At 65.2% G+C, this 13,999-nt stretch carries 17 protein-coding genes; 9 read left to right on the top strand and 8 right to left on the bottom strand.

Going from position 1 to position 13,999, the window contains the following annotated elements; genetic code table 11:
- Positions 1–43: 43 nt before the first annotated feature.
- The 6 genes from J7S20_RS03940 to J7S20_RS03915 are packed head-to-tail and all read left to right on the top strand — an operon-like array spanning position 44 to position 6,191.
- Positions 44–775 (top strand): enoyl-CoA hydratase/isomerase family protein, encoded by a 732-nt coding sequence (locus J7S20_RS03940; protein ID WP_284052921.1) that lies wholly within the window; start codon positions 44–46, stop codon positions 773–775.
- Entirely contained in the window at positions 772–1,506 is a 735-nt protein-coding gene (locus J7S20_RS03935; protein WP_284052920.1) for an N-formylglutamate amidohydrolase, read from the top strand. Before J7S20_RS03940 ends, J7S20_RS03935 begins: the two co-directional genes overlap by 4 nt.
- Before the next feature lie 9 nt (positions 1,507–1,515).
- Complete coding sequence (ilvD, locus tag J7S20_RS03930; RefSeq protein WP_284052919.1) at positions 1,516–3,237, top strand: dihydroxy-acid dehydratase; 1,722 nt, start codon at positions 1,516–1,518, stop codon at positions 3,235–3,237.
- Positions 3,218–3,595: a hypothetical protein gene (locus J7S20_RS03925; RefSeq protein ID WP_284052918.1), complete on the top strand. Its 378-nt coding sequence runs from the start codon at positions 3,218–3,220 to the stop codon at positions 3,593–3,595. Before ilvD ends, J7S20_RS03925 begins: the two co-directional genes overlap by 20 nt.
- Positions 3,592–4,995 carry an NAD(P)H-hydrate dehydratase gene (locus J7S20_RS03920; protein WP_284052917.1) on the top strand — a complete coding sequence of 468 codons (1,404 nt, stop codon included), beginning with the start codon at positions 3,592–3,594 and terminating at the stop codon, positions 4,993–4,995. The genes J7S20_RS03925 and J7S20_RS03920 overlap by 4 nt, the downstream gene beginning before the upstream one ends.
- Positions 4,992–6,191 carry a class I SAM-dependent RNA methyltransferase gene (locus J7S20_RS03915; RefSeq protein ID WP_284052916.1) on the top strand — a complete coding sequence of 400 codons (1,200 nt, stop codon included), beginning with the start codon at positions 4,992–4,994 and terminating at the stop codon, positions 6,189–6,191. Before J7S20_RS03920 ends, J7S20_RS03915 begins: the two co-directional genes overlap by 4 nt.
- Here J7S20_RS03915 and truA read toward each other — a convergent pair.
- Together truA and fmt are read right to left on the bottom strand one after the other, a co-directional pair.
- A complete protein-coding gene (gene truA / locus J7S20_RS03910) occupies positions 6,181–6,936 on the bottom strand; it encodes a tRNA pseudouridine(38-40) synthase TruA (protein WP_284052915.1) in 756 nt (251 codons plus the stop codon). The genes J7S20_RS03915 and truA overlap by 11 nt on opposite strands.
- Positions 6,933–7,835, bottom strand: a complete 903-nt coding sequence (gene fmt / locus J7S20_RS03905) for a methionyl-tRNA formyltransferase (protein WP_284052914.1) — start codon at positions 7,833–7,835, stop codon at positions 6,933–6,935. The genes truA and fmt overlap by 4 nt, the downstream gene beginning before the upstream one ends.
- 58 nt (positions 7,836–7,893) lie before the next feature.
- Here fmt and recR point away from each other — a divergent pair, with 58 nt between their 5' ends.
- The 3 genes from recR to J7S20_RS03890 all read left to right on the top strand — a co-directional run bounded on the left by recR (position 7,894) and on the right by J7S20_RS03890 (position 10,599).
- Positions 7,894–8,490, top strand: coding sequence for a recombination mediator RecR (recR, locus tag J7S20_RS03900; RefSeq protein WP_284052913.1), 597 nt, complete (start codon positions 7,894–7,896; stop codon positions 8,488–8,490).
- A 31-nt stretch (positions 8,491–8,521) separates the two neighbouring features.
- The gene (gene def, locus J7S20_RS03895) at positions 8,522–9,049 is read left to right on the top strand and encodes a peptide deformylase (RefSeq protein ID WP_284052912.1); all 528 of its coding nucleotides are present in this window, start codon (positions 8,522–8,524) and stop codon (positions 9,047–9,049) included.
- A gap of 152 nt (positions 9,050–9,201) precedes the next feature.
- A complete protein-coding gene (locus tag J7S20_RS03890) occupies positions 9,202–10,599 on the top strand; it encodes a DNA recombination protein RmuC (protein WP_284052911.1) in 1,398 nt (465 codons plus the stop codon).
- A gap of 3 nt (positions 10,600–10,602) precedes the next feature.
- On the opposite strand, the gene J7S20_RS03885 is transcribed toward J7S20_RS03890, so the two are convergent.
- From J7S20_RS03885 to J7S20_RS03860, 6 genes are all read right to left on the bottom strand, one after another.
- Positions 10,603–11,046: an META domain-containing protein gene (locus J7S20_RS03885; protein WP_284052910.1), complete on the bottom strand. Its 444-nt coding sequence runs from the start codon at positions 11,044–11,046 to the stop codon at positions 10,603–10,605.
- 77 nt (positions 11,047–11,123) lie between these two features.
- Positions 11,124–11,927: a TrmH family RNA methyltransferase gene (locus J7S20_RS03880; protein WP_284052909.1), complete on the bottom strand. Its 804-nt coding sequence runs from the start codon at positions 11,925–11,927 to the stop codon at positions 11,124–11,126.
- A 13-nt stretch (positions 11,928–11,940) separates the two neighbouring features.
- Entirely contained in the window at positions 11,941–12,213 is a 273-nt protein-coding gene (locus J7S20_RS03875; RefSeq protein ID WP_284052908.1) for an HPr family phosphocarrier protein, read from the bottom strand.
- Entirely contained in the window at positions 12,210–12,617 is a 408-nt protein-coding gene (locus J7S20_RS03870) for a PTS sugar transporter subunit IIA (RefSeq protein ID WP_284052907.1), read from the bottom strand. The genes J7S20_RS03875 and J7S20_RS03870 overlap by 4 nt, the downstream gene beginning before the upstream one ends.
- A gap of 22 nt (positions 12,618–12,639) precedes the next feature.
- Positions 12,640–13,554: an RNase adapter RapZ gene (gene rapZ / locus J7S20_RS03865; protein WP_284052906.1), complete on the bottom strand. Its 915-nt coding sequence runs from the start codon at positions 13,552–13,554 to the stop codon at positions 12,640–12,642.
- Between the two features lie 2 nt (positions 13,555–13,556).
- Positions 13,557–13,997 (bottom strand): HPr kinase/phosphorylase, encoded by a 441-nt coding sequence (locus tag J7S20_RS03860; protein ID WP_284052905.1) that lies wholly within the window; start codon positions 13,995–13,997, stop codon positions 13,557–13,559.
- Between the last annotated feature and the right edge of the window lie 2 nt (positions 13,998–13,999).

Genomic DNA, 13,999 nt, shown 5'->3' with positions numbered 1-13,999 from the left:
AACGGGGTGACAAGTCGCGGCTGTTGCGGCAGGGCGGCGGGCGATGTTTCGCCTGACCCATGAAGACGGCATTGCGACCGTCGCGATCGACCGGCCCGCGGCCAGAAACGCAATCGGCGTCGCCGACTGGAAAACGCTCGCCGAGCTATGCGCCGGGATCGCTGCATCGGATGCGGGCGTCGTCATGCTGACATCGGCGCATGACGGCATTTTTTCCGCGGGCGCCGATATAAGCGAGTTCGACGAACTTCAGAGCGATGCCGGTGCGCGCGTAGCCTTTCGCGATGCGATGCGTGCCGGGATCGATGGCATTCATGCGCTGCCGGTCCCGGTAATCGCGGTGATCGGGGGTGGCTGTTACGGAGCGGCCGTTGCTCTGGCGCTGGCGGCAGACATTCGCATCGCCGGCCCTGATGCCCGCTTTGCGACGACACCGGCAAAGCTGGGCCTGAGTTATCCGCGCGAGGATGTGAAGCGATTGGAAGCTGCGGTCGGCGCCGGGTGGGCGGCGCACATGCTGTTTTCCGGTGAGCCGGTCGGCGGCGAGCAGGCGGAGGTGATCGGGCTGGTGCAGCGTGTCGAACCGGTGCCCCTTGCCGCGGCGCGGGTGCTTGCCGGAAACATCGCGGCGAATGCGCCGGAAGCGATGCGGGTTCTGAAGCGCACGTTGCGGGGAAATGGCGACGATCTCGACTTCGCGTTCGACGCGCGGTTTGCGAGCGAGGAATTTGCCGAACGACTCTCCGCCTTCCGCAACCGGAAGCGTGGCGAATGAGTACGGTGCCGACCTTCATCCCCGGCAGCGACTCGGGCGTCCTTCTGCTGTGCGATCACGCTTCGAATCATGTTCCCGACGACATCGATCTGGGCGTGACGCGCGATATCGTGAACAAGCATATCGGCGTCGATATCGGTGCTGGGCCGCTCACGCTGGCGCTGGCGGAGCGGTTGAATGCGCCGGCGATCCTCGCGACCGTATCGCGGCTGGTCGTCGATCTCCACCGCGAGCCCGACCATGCCGGGCTGATCCCGGTGGCGAGCGACGGGCACGAAATCCCCGGCAACCGGTCGGCGGATCGTGACGCCCGGATCGCCCGGTTCTTTGCACCTTATCACGGCGCAATTGCCCGGCGCGTGGCGGAGGTGCGGCCCGAGTTGATCGTCGCCATCCACAGCTTCACACCCGAACTGGAACGGGGCGGGGAGGAGCGCCCCTGGGAGGTCGGCATCCTCTATAACCGCGATGACCGGGCGGCATCGCTAGCACTGTCCGCGCTGCGCGAGCGCAAGGTGAATACCGGCGACAACGAACCCTATTCGGGGCGAAAGCTGAACGCGACGCTCAACCGGCACGGCGAGGCGAACGGCATCCCCTGCATCTCGATCGAAGTGCGCAACGACCTGATCTCCGACGCGCCCGGCGTGCGGCTCCGTGCCGAGCTGCTCGAAGATGTTCTGAAAGAAGTGCGCAATGGTCTTGCGTCAAAGGGTGCATCCGCGACATAGGCTGTCGCCATGACCCGCAAATTCGACAAATCCCGCCTGCCGAGCCGCCATGTGTCCGTCGGACCCGAGCGCGCGCCGCATCGAAGCTATTATTACGCCATGGGGCTGAGCGAGGAAGATATCGCCAAGCCGTTCGTGGCGCTTGCCAGCGCCGGCAATGACAGTGCGCCGTGCAACACCACGCTGAACGCGCAGGCCGACGCCGCGCGCGAGGGTGTGACCGCCGGGGGCGGGATGCCGCGCCGCTTCAACACGATCACCGTCACCGACGGGATCGCCATGGGCCATCAGGGGATGAAATCCTCGCTCGTCAGCCGCGAGGTGATTGCCGATTCGGTCGAGCTGAGCGTGCGCGGCCACTGCTATGATGCGCTTGTCGGCTTTGCGGGATGCGACAAGTCGCTGCCGGGGATGATGATGGCGATGCTCCGCCTGAATATCCCGTCGATCTTCGTCTATGGCGGCTCGATCCTGCCGGGACGTTTTCACGACAAGGACGTGACGGTCGTCGATGTGTTCGAGGCGGTAGGCCAACACGCGTCGGGCAACTGCCCGCTGTCGGAACTGACTGCGCTCGAAAAGGTGGCGTGCCCCGGCCACGGCGCCTGTGGGGGGCAGTTCACCGCCAACACCATGGCGTGTGTCGGCGAAGCGATCGGGCTTTCGCTACCCAATTCGAACATGGTTCCGGCGCCCTATCGCAGCCGCGAGGAGATCGCGATTGCCGCGGGCGCGCAGGTGATGGAAGTGCTGGCGCAGGATCTGCGGCCGCGCGACATCTGCACGCGTGAAGCATTCGTCAACGCCGCGCGTGTGGTGGCGGCAACGGGCGGTTCGACGAACGCCGCGCTTCACCTGCCCGCAATGGCCAACGAAGCGGGAATCGAGTTCGATCTGTTCGACGTGGCGGAGATATTCAAATCAACGCCTTATATCGCAGACCTGAAACCGGGCGGCAGATATGTCGCAAAGGACATGTACGAAGCGGGCGGCGTCTACATGCTGATGAAGACGATGCTGGAGGGCGGTTTCCTCGATGGCGAGTGCAAGACCGTAACCGGGCGCACGCTTGGTGAGAATATCGATCGTGTCACCTGGAACCCCGACCAGAAGGTGATCCACGATATCAAGACGCCGCTGTCGCCGACGGGCGGCGTGGTCGGGCTGAAGGGCAGCCTGGCGCCCGAAGGCGCGATCGTGAAAGTCGCGGGGATGCACCGCCTGCAGTTCGAAGGGCCAGCACGTGTTTTCGACTGCGAGGAGGAGGCGTTCGAGGCGGTCGAAAACCATCAGATCGACGAAGGGGCCGTTATCGTGATCCGCTATGAAGGACCGCGCGGCGGGCCGGGCATGCGCGAGATGCTGGCGACGACGGCCGCCCTGTACGGGCAGGGCATGGGCGAGAAGGTCGCGCTGATTACCGATGGCCGCTTTTCTGGCGGCACGCGCGGTTTCTGTATCGGCCATGTCGGCCCCGAAGCAGCAGCAGGCGGCCCGATCGCGCTGGTCGAGGACGGCGACACGATCCGCATCAATGCCGAAGCCGGGACTATCGATCTTGACGTGGAAGACGACGTTCTCGCCGAGCGGAAGGCGCGGTGGGAGCAGCGCGTCAACGATTACCAGTCCGGCGCGCTGTGGCGCTATTCGCAAAATGTCGGTCCTGCCTGTAAGGGGGCGGTGACGCACCCCGGAGCGAGGACCGAACGCCATGTTTACGCGGATATCTAGCGCAATCCTGATCTGCCTGCTGGCGACGGGCTGCGGCGAGGGGCTGAACGGGACCGATGGCGACCCGTCGAACCAGAAGCAGACCAAGGTCGCCTGCGCGTTGGACGGTACGGACGACTTCAAGCCGCAATGCTCGTTCGACGAGGTCGCTGGCGACAAGGGTACGATCCTTACGCTTCACGAGCCCGATGGCGGCTTTCACCGCCTGCGCATCACGCGCGACGGCCGCGGCGTGGTCGCGGCTGACGGCGCGGCACCCGCGATCGTGAAGGTGGTCGGCGACCACCAGATCGAGGTCACGATAGACAACTCGCGCTATCGCCTGCCCGCGACGATCGGCCCGGTGCGGGCGAAATGATCCGCGTTCCGCGCGGTACCCCGGTTCTGACTGCCGAACAGATGCGCGCGGCCGAACAGGCCTGTTTCGACGCCGGGGTTTCGCAGGAGGAACTGATGGAGCGCGCCGGCACGGCGGTTGCGCGAGAGGCTGCGCGCTTTGCGTTCGGACGGCCGGTGCTCGTACTGGCAGGGCCGGGAAACAATGGCGGAGACGCCTATGTCGTTGCCCGCCTTTTGCGCCAATGGGGCCATGACGTCATCGTCGCTGCGCTTGGCGGAAAGGAAGCGGGCGCGGCGGGTATGATGCGATCGCGCTGGGACGGCGAGACGGTGACGCTGGACGATGCAGAGCCGCGCCCGGTGCTGGTCGACGGGCTGTTCGGAACGGGCATGTCGCGGGCGCTGGAAGGAGAGGCGCGCAAGGCGCTCCACCGCCTGTCGCAAGCCGCGGCGTTCGTTCTCGCGATCGACCTGCCATCGGGGTTTGCCACCGATAGCGGCGAAGATCTCGGCGGCGCGCCAGCGACCGCCACCGTTGCTCTCGGCGCGCTGAAACCCGCGCACCTGCTTATGCCTGCGCTCGAGCGGTGCGGGACGGTATTGCACGCCGATATCGGTATTCCGGGCGAAAGCGATATTTGCTCGCTGAGCCGGCCGCATCTCGTAGCGCCGGCGCGTGACAGCCACAAATATAGTCGCGGACTGGTGCTGGTCGTCGAGGGCGAGATGCCGGGAGCCGCGCGGCTTTCGGCGCGGGCGGCGCTGCACGGAGGCGCGGGTTATGTGATGCTCGCCGGGCAAGGCGGTGGCGGAAACGGACCGGATGCCCTCGTCCACCGCTCGGTCGAAAGCGCCGATGATTTGCAGCACCTGCTTGGCGATGACCGCATTTCGGCGGTGGTCATCGGCCCTGGGCTCGGGCGTGGAGAACGCAGCCAGGCGCTGCTCGGCGTTGCAATCGCGTGTGAACATCGGCTCGTAATCGACGGCGATGCGCTTACCTTGCTCGGTCGCGACGCCGAGCGCCGGATTTCGGGCCGTACCGCAGAGACGGTTCTGACACCGCACGAAGGCGAGTTCGGACGGATGTTCGACGATGGCGATGGCGGCAAGCTCGACCGGACCGTCAGCGCGGCGCGGCGCATCTGCGCCACTATCGTGCACAAGGGGCCTGACACCGTGATCGCGCATCCCGACGGACGGGTGGTGATGTCGGGTGACAGCAGCCCGTGGCTGTCGACCGCGGGCACCGGCGACGTGCTGGCGGGGCTTTGCGGTGCGCGGATGGCGAAGGGGAACGCGCACGCTGCCGCCGAGGCGGTATGGCTTCACACGCGCGCTGCGGCGCTTGCCGGGCCGGCGTTTTGCGCCGATGACCTGATCGGGCGTATCCCGGATGCAATCGGAGAATGTGTATGAGTGACGAGGGCGAGCGGGTAATCGGCGTGGCGGCGCGCGGCGACGGAATTACCGCCGACGGCCGCCATGCGCCGCTTGCAGCGCCGGGCGACAGGGTCAGAGCCGACGGCAGCATCATCGAAGGCGCACATCATCAGACGCCGCCTTGCCGGCATTTTCCCGAATGCGGCGGCTGTCAGCTTCAGCATCTCGACGACCCGAGCTACGCCAAATTCCTGTCGGACCGTATCGGCAGCGCGCTCTCTCAACATGGTATCGAGGCCGATATACGCGACGCCGCATTGTCACCGCCGCGTTCGCGCCGCCGCGCGACGCTGCACGCCGAGCGGCGAGGGCGGCAGGTGCATATCGGCTTCACGGCAGAGCGCAGCCATCAGCTTGTCGACATGATGGAATGCGAAATCCTGCATCCCGAGCTTTTCCGGCTATTGTCGCCGCTGCGCGGGCTGCTCGCGGCGATGTTGCCGCGCACCGGGCGCTCCGATGTTGGGTTGACGCTGACCGATCAGGGCGTCGACGTGCTGCTGACCGGCATGAGCGCGGACGATCTGGCGACGATCGAATCGATTACCGGCTTTGCCCGCCGCCATTCGCTTGCGCGCTTGTCGATCGACGAGGGACTCGGCCCCGAAACGCGCTGGGAGCCGGAACCGGTCACGATCACGCTGGGCGGTGTTCCGGTGGCGATGCCCGCCGGCGCGTTCCTTCAGGCAACGGCCGAGGGTGAAGCCGCGCTGGTCGAGACGATGCGCGAGATCGTCGGCGATGCAATGATGGTGGCCGATCTGTTTGCCGGACTGGGCACCTTTGCATTCGCGCTTCCGCCCGCAACCAAGGTCTATGCCGCGGAGGCAGCGCGCGACGCGATTCTGTCGCTGAAGACTGCGGCGAACCGTGCGCAGCGCCAGATTTTCGCCGACCACCGCGATCTGTATCGGCGGCCATTGACGGCGCAGGAACTCGGGCGCTTCGCCGCGGTCATTCTCGATCCGCCCCGCGCCGGCGCGAAGGAGCAGGTTGCCGAGCTGGCGCGCTCCACGACACCCAGAGTGGCCTATATATCGTGTAACCCCAGCACCTTCGCACGCGATGCTGCGACGTTATGCGAAGGCGGAATGCGGCTCGACTGGGTCAGGCCGGTCGGGCAGTTCCGCTGGTCGACGCATGTCGAACTCGCGGCGTCGTTCAGTCGCTGACATCATCGGGGTAAAGCGCGCGGACGAAGAACAGGCCGTCGGGCGGCGCATTCAGTCCTAGCGCCTGACGATCGCGCGCCTCAAGCGCCGTTCTGATATCGTCAGGCTGCCATTTTCCGCGCCCGACAAGCGCCAGGCACCCGACCATCGAGCGGACCTGATGGTGAAGAAACGAACGCGCCTCCGCCTTGACGACGATCCGGTCTCCGGTGCGTGAAACGTCGAGGCGGTCGAGGCTTTTGAGCGGGCTGGCCGCCTGACACTGGACCGAACGGAAGGTCGTGAAGTCGTGGCGCCCGACGAGGTGTTGCGCCGCCTCGTGCATCGCATCGTGATCGAGCGGTTTAGGGACGCGCCACGCCAGCCCCGATTCGAACGTCAGCGGCGCGCGCCGGTTGACGATGTGGTATTCATAGGCCCGGCCGATACAGGAAAAGCGCGCGTGCCAGTCATCGGCGACCGGTTCGCACGACAGGATCGCAACCGGGTGCGGGCGAAGCTTGGCGTTGATGCCCTCCATCAGGCGAAACGGCTCGATCTCGCGCTCGATCTCGATATGGGCGCGCATTGCCAGCGCATGTACGCCCGCATCGGTGCGGCCGGCGGCATGTGCCACTACGCTTTCCCCCGTGATCGCATGCGCGGCGGTTTCCAGCGCCTCCTGAACGCTCGGACCGTGCGCCTGGCGTTGCCAGCCCATGAAAGGGCGGCCGTCGAACTCGATCGTCAGTGCGAACCGCGTCATGCGATTCGAGCGCCCTTGGGGATCGCAAAACCGCGCAGCAGCGCATCGGGCGTCATGACGCCACGCCCCGCGCGCTGTACGGAAACCGGGCGGATCGCGCCGGTGCCACATGCTATGGTGAGCGCGTCGTCGAGCACGGTGCCGGGTTCGCCGCTCTGCGCAGCGACATCCGCCTCGAGAATGCGGATGCGTTCGCCGTCATGTTCGAAAAACGCGCCGGGAGGGTTGAAGGCGCGCACCTGACGTTCGACCGCCTCGGCCGGTTGGGAGAAGTCGAGCCGCGTCTCTTCCTTGCGGATCTTCGCGGCATGGGTAACGCCGTCTTCGGCTTGCGCTAGTGCGGGATGGGCATCGGGATCGGCAAGGACCTCCACCATCAGCGCCGCGCCCATGCGCGCGAGCTCGTCGGTCAGTTCCCCTGCGGTCTTGCCGTCGATCGGCGTGCGACCTTCCAGACGCACCGGTCCCGTGTCCAGCCCGGCCTCCATCTGCATGATGCCGACGCCCGTTTCGGTATCCCCGGCAAGGATCGCGCGCTGGATCGGCGCAGCGCCCCGCCAGCGCGGCAGCAGCGAGGCATGGATGTTCAGGCAGCCGAGCCGCGGCGCGGCCAGCACTGGTGCCGGGAGCAGCAGGCCATATGCCGCCACAACTGCGACATCGGCCTGATGCGCGGCGAACCCCGCCTGCGCATCCGCGTCGCGCAAGCTGACGGGCGTGAACACCGGGATGCCGAGCGCGTCTGCACGCTGGTGCACGGGGGAGGGGCGCAACGCCTTGCCGCGGCCGGCTCGCCGTGGCGGCTGGCTGTATGCCGCAACGACGTCATGGCCTGCTTCGACCAGTGCATCGAGCGCCGGAACGGCGAAATCGGGGGTGCCCATGAAAATGATCCGCATGGCGGACATGCTCAAACGCTTGGCAGGCGCGAGCGCAACCCCTTATCTAGCTGTCACCATGGCTTCTCCCGAGATCGATACGCTAACCCAGGCGCTCAGCAGGCTTCCCGGTCTTGGGCCACGCTCGGCGCGACGGGCGGTCCTGCACCTCGTCAAGCGGCGCGAAACCGCCCTCGACCCGCTGCTCCGCGCACTCGAGGCGGTGGCCGAAAAACTGGCGACATGCTCGATCTGCGGCAATGTCGATACCACCGATCCGTGCGGTATCTGTTCGGACACGCGCCGCGATTCGCGTTCGATCTGCGTGGTCGAGGAGGTGGCGGACCTGTGGGCGCTCGATCGCTCGCGCCTGTTTCCGGGTCGGTTTCATGTCCTGGGCGGGCGATTGTCCGCGCTCGACGGCGTGCGGCCCGAGGACCTGACGATAGACGCGCTGCTTCGCCGGATCGAAGCCGGCGGGATCGACGAGATCGTGCTGGCGATGAACGCAACGCTCGAGGGGCAGACGACCTCGCACTATATCGCCGAGCGGATCGAGGCGTTTCCGGTACGCGTGACGCAATTGGCGCACGGCCTGCCGGTGGGCGGAGAGCTCGATTATCTCGATGAAGGCACGCTTGCCCAGGCGCTGCGCGCGCGGCGTCCGGTCGCTTGACGAAAACGAGCGCAATTCTTAGCTAACAACCATGACTGTGATGCCCATTCTGGAGGTGCCGGACCCGCGGCTCCGCGTCGTGTCGAAGCCCGTCGAGACGTTCGACGATGCGCTGCGCACGCTGGTCGCCGATATGTTCGAGACGATGTACGATGCGCCGGGCATCGGCCTCGCCGCGATTCAGGTCGGCGAGGAAAAGCGCTTGCTCGTCATTGATCTTCAGGAGGAAGAGGATGAGGACGGCAAGCCGATCAAGGACCCGCAAGTCTTCGTGAATCCCGAAATTCTCGAAACTTCCGACGAGGTGTCGACGTACAAGGAAGGCTGCCTCTCGATCCCCGAGCAATTTGCCGATGTCGAACGGCCTGCGCGGTGCAAGGCGCGCTGGCAGGACGAACATGGCGAGACGCATGAGGCGGAGCTAGACGGGTTGATGGCGACGTGCCTGCAGCATGAAATAGACCATCTGAACGGCGTGGTTTTCACCGACCATCTGTCGCGGCTGAAGCGCGACATGGTGCTCAAGAAGCTCGCCAAGATGCGCAAGGCCGCAGCCTGAACGGGCTGCGCCCAAACAAATGATCATTTGAAATTATCGGGCTGGCGTTATCCGTTGCATGGCCGCGGATAAGCCGTGTTCTTGCTCATTTCGCGGTTGCGGGAGCGCACTCCGACCGGTAAGTTCGCATTCTGTTCCTTTGGGGAGGTGATGTGGACTCGGTTGCTGTTGTTCTGATCCTGGTTGCGATCGTGCTCGGGGTGCTCATCGGCTGGTTTCTCGGCAGCCGGGGAACCGCCCAGGCGCGGGCCGAGCGAGATGCCCGCGCGGAAGAGTTCAAGGCGGCGATCGCCGATCTCGCTCGGGCGCAGGAGCAGGCGGCCGAAGCAGGTGAGCTGCGAAATGCTGCCGAGCGGTTTCGCGAGGAGCGCGATGCGGCGCGGATCGAATCGACCAAGCTCAGGACACGGCTCGAGGCCGAGGATGAACGGCTCAAGGAATTCGTCGGAGCGCGCGAGGCGATGGCCGGGCAATTCCGCGAGGTCGCCAACAATCTGCTCGGCGAGGCGCAGAAGAGCTTTTTGTCGCGTGCCAGCGATCGGTTCACTGAAGAGGGTAAGGCCAATGAGGCCAAGCTGAAGGCACTGCTCTCGCCGGTTCAGGATGTTCTCAAACGCTATGAAGAAGGGCTGCAGCGCGTCGAAAAGGAACGCGTCGACAGCTATGCCGGGCTGCGCGAAGCGGTCGAACTGGTTCGCGCGGGTCAGACACAGGTGAAGGAAGAGGCGGCGCGGCTCGTCAATGTGTTGCGTGCCAGCCCCAAGGCACGCGGTCGTTGGGGCGAACAGTCGCTGCGCAACGTGCTCGAGCAGGCGGGATTGTCGCCCTTTGCCGATTTCCAGTCCGAAGTTTCGGTCGATGGTGCCGAGGGGCGGCTTCGTCCAGATGTCGTCGTTCGCCTGCCGGGCGGACGGCAGCTTATCGTCGACGCCAAATGCTCGCTCAACGCCTATCTCGACGCGGCGGACGCGGTCGACGATGCGGGCCGCGCGAGTGCGCTGCGGTCGCACGCGTCGGCGATTCGCACCCATGCGCAGCAGCTCGGTTCGAAGGCTTATTGGTCGGAATTCGGCGACTCGGCCGATTATGTCGTCATGTATATTCCCGGTGAACAGTTCCTCTTCGCCGCGCTCGAACAGGACCCGGAACTGTGGGAATGGGCGATCGAGCGGCGCGTTCTGCTCGCGACGCCGACCAATCTCGTCGCCATTGCCAAGACGGTCGCGAATATCTGGCGCCAGGAAAAGCTCGTCGAGGATGCGCGCAAGGTCGATGCACTCGGCAAGGAACTGCATGACCGGCTGGCGACCGCGGCGAGCCACCTGAAGCGCGTCGGCGGCGGCCTGAACAGCGCGGTCGAGAATTACAACAAGTTCATCGCGAGCTTCGACGGCCGCGTGCTCGTGTCGGCACGCCGTTTCCGCGAGCTCAACGTCGATGTCGGCAACAAGGAGATCGAAGAGATCGAGCCGGTCGATGCGGTCGCACGGGCACCCGTGGGAGAGCTTCCGGCACCTGCGCCGAGCGATGACGCGGAGGCCGCCGAATAGCCCTCAATCAGCGCGCCGCAATGTAATTTGATGACCGCTACCGGTAAGCGTGAGTTGCTCGGCCGAAATGCGGTCGACAACCAATGTGCCGAGCAGCGCTGGAAACAGCGTCAGCTCGGTGTCCATTCCGCCCCCGACGCACGCCTTCTTGCTCGACATGAGCGGTCCTACGCTCAAGCTGTCGCCATCCAGCGAATAGGGACCCGAATAGCTGTTGCAGCCAGCATTGCCGCTGATCCACCCCCCGGCGAACATCATCGTCGGTTGCCTGGCCCCGGTAGCATTCTTGCCGTCGATGGAAACGATCCGCCAATTGGTGTCGGAGATGTCGACATTGGGTGCGGGACTGGCTGACGCCTTGGGAGGTCGCGCCTGGCCTGGCGACCGGGAAGGCTGAGCATTGCTGGCCGCGCAACCAGTCAGAATAGCGAGCGCCAATACCGCCATCGTCCTTCGTATGGGCAACGCCTCTCTCCGTGCCACCAGCGACACGAGCCTATCACTGGAATAGAATATCGGCCAGCCTAACGCCGCGGCAGGCGGTCGAGCACGGTATAGGCCATCACGGCCGTCGCGATCGCCGCATTCAGGCTGTCCGCCTTGCCATGCATCGGAATCTTCACGAGCAGGTCGCATTCATCGGCAAATTCCTGCGGCATGCCCTGTGCCTCGTTTCCGGTGAGCAGGAACACCGGCGCGGTATAGGCCGGATCGCGATAATCATGGTCGGTGTCGAGGCTGAGCCCGACAAGCTGACCCGGCCCCTGGCGAAGCCATGCGATGAACTCGTCTCGCGACGCTCGCGCGATCGGTACCGTGAAAAGCGCGCCCATGCTTGCGCGGACGGCCTCTACCGAGAACGGATCGGCGCAGTCGTCGACAAGGATCAGGCCGCCTGCGCCGACGGCATCGGCGGTCCTGAGAATGGTGCCGAGATTGCCGGGGTCGCGAAGTCGTTCGGCCACCAGCCAGATATCCGCCGCGCCGCGGTCGAGCCGGGGCAGTCCGGTCGGGAGTTCCTGGTAAATGCCGACCACCGCACCCGGATTATCCTTGCCCGAGAGCTTGGACAGGATATCGGCATTGGTTTGGATGGCGTCTCCGCCCGCCGCCTCGGTCGCCGCGACGAGCGCTTCGACCAGCATATGGTCGGCAGAGCCGGCGGTGAAGAACAGATATTGCGGAAGGTGGCCGGCCTCTCGCGCTTCGGTCAGAATGCGCAGGCCTTCGGCGAGGAACAACGCTTCGGTGCGGCGATGGCGCTTGTCGCGCAGCCGGCGCATCCGCTTAATGAGCGGGTTGGAAAAAGCGGTTATTTCCCTGGGCATTACGGACCGGTGTTCAGTCTTCGCCGAAGCGCCCCGCGACGAGGGCGGCGAGTTCTTCGACGGCGGTGTCGGCGCCTTCGCCGCGAGCCTTGATCGTGATCGAATCGCCCTTTGCCGCACCAAGCATCATCAGGCCCATGATCGAAGTGCCGGTCACCGACGATCCGTCCTTTTCGACGGTAATCTCGACCGACTGGGCCGATGCGATGGTCACGAACTTCGCGCTGGCGCGTGCATGAAGCCCGCGGCGGTTGACGATCTCGACAGTGCGGCTCGCTTCGCTCACGCAGCGGCCTCGCCAAGCACTTCGGATGCGACGGAGATATATTTGCGGCCCGCATCGCGCGCGGCGGCAACGGCATCTGCCACCTTCATCTTCTTTCGCGCACCGCCCAGGCGAATGAGCATCGGCAGGTTGATGCCGGCGATCACCTCTATCTTGCCCGGCGACATCAGCGAGATCGCGAGGTTCGACGGAGTTCCTCCGAACAGATCGGTCAGCAGGATCACGCCGGTCCCTTCATCAACGGACTCGATCGCCCTGGCGATGTCGCTGCGGCGTTCCTCCATATCGTCTTCGGGGCCGATGCAGATCGGTACGATCTTTTCCTGCTTGCCGACAACATGCTCCATGGCAGTGACGAATTCTTCGGCCAGACGGCCGTGTGTCACCAATACCAACCCGATCATGCGAATATGCTTCCCGTGCGTTTCAACGTTCGGCTGGCGTGCCTTCGAGCGAGTCCTGGGGCGCCGTGCCCAGATCGCGATGTCCCACCGTGGGCGAAAATCCCGCGTCGCGCAACCGTGCCGCGACGCGTTCGGCGACATGGACCGACCGATGTCTCCCTCCGGTACAGCCGAAGGCGACCGTGACATAGGATTTTCCCTCCGCACGGTAGCGGGGCAAAAGCGTCAGCAACAGCTCCTCTATCCGACCTACGGCCTCGCCATAGGCAGGGTCCTCGGCGATATAGGCGGCGACTTCGGGGTCCTGGCCCGTGCCTGGCCTGAGTTCGGGGACCCAGTGCGGATTACGCAGGAAGCGCATGTCGAACACGAGATCGGCATTGTTCGGCAGCCCGCGCGCGAAACCGAACGACATGACCGAAAGCGTAGGACTGCCAAGGCTCTCGGTCGCGAAGCTATTGCGGATGCGCTGTGCCAGATCGTTCGTCGAAAGGTTGGTGGTATCGATCAGCCGGTTGGCCCAGCGGCGCAGCGGCGCAAGCAGCTCGCGCTCGCGGATAATTCCGTCGCTGGCGGGACGATCGGCGGCAAGCGGATGGCGTCTGCGCGTTTCCGAATAGCGACGTTCGAGTTCGGCGCCGCCGCAATCGAGAAACAGCACGCCGATATCGTGTCCATGCACCTCGCGCAGCTTCTTCATGCGGCGGACGATGTCGGTGGGGTCGAAACCTCGCGTTCGCGTACCGATCCCCAGCGCGAGCGGGCGGTGGTTCCAGTCGGTCCCTTCCGGGTTGGATGTTCCGAGCAGCCGGTCGAGCAGCAATAGCGGCAATTGATCGACGACTTCCCACCCAATGTCCTCCAACGTCTTGAGGACGGTCGATTTCCCGGCCCCAGACATGCCGGTGACGAGCAGGATTTCCTTGGGATCGGCCATGGTCAGCCGGCGTCTTCGATAATCTTGGAAAGAATGAGTTCGGCCTTGATCGGAGCCGACGCTTCGAGCGCGGCGATCGGGTGAACGGGAATGGCGACGCCGGCGATCCGTCGCCCCGAACCGGGTTCGGGCAGCCGGTCGGGCCGATCCTCGATCGTCAGCATCAGGGCAACCGGGACGTCGGTCTGCGCGGTCATTTCGACGACGCCGACGCCGCGTACTTCGATCTTGCCGGTGATGCGTTCGGGGGCACTGGCGTTCAGCGCCTGACCGCTCCGCGTAACAAGCGTATAATCGTCGCTGACCAGCACCGCGCCGCGATCGATGAGGCGCAGCGCCAGATCGGACTTTCCACTGCCCGAGCGGCCCTCGATCAGCACGGCCCGGCCGTCGATCGCGACGCAGCTGGCGTGCAAGGTTTCGGACGACAGTTCGGCCATCAATG

The organism is Stakelama marina (genome assembly GCF_018122655.1).
Classification (GTDB): domain Bacteria; phylum Pseudomonadota; class Alphaproteobacteria; order Sphingomonadales; family Sphingomonadaceae; genus Sphingomonas; species Sphingomonas marina.
Note: the sequence above shows the minus strand (reverse complement) of the source record. Positions and strands in the feature narration are given on the sequence as shown.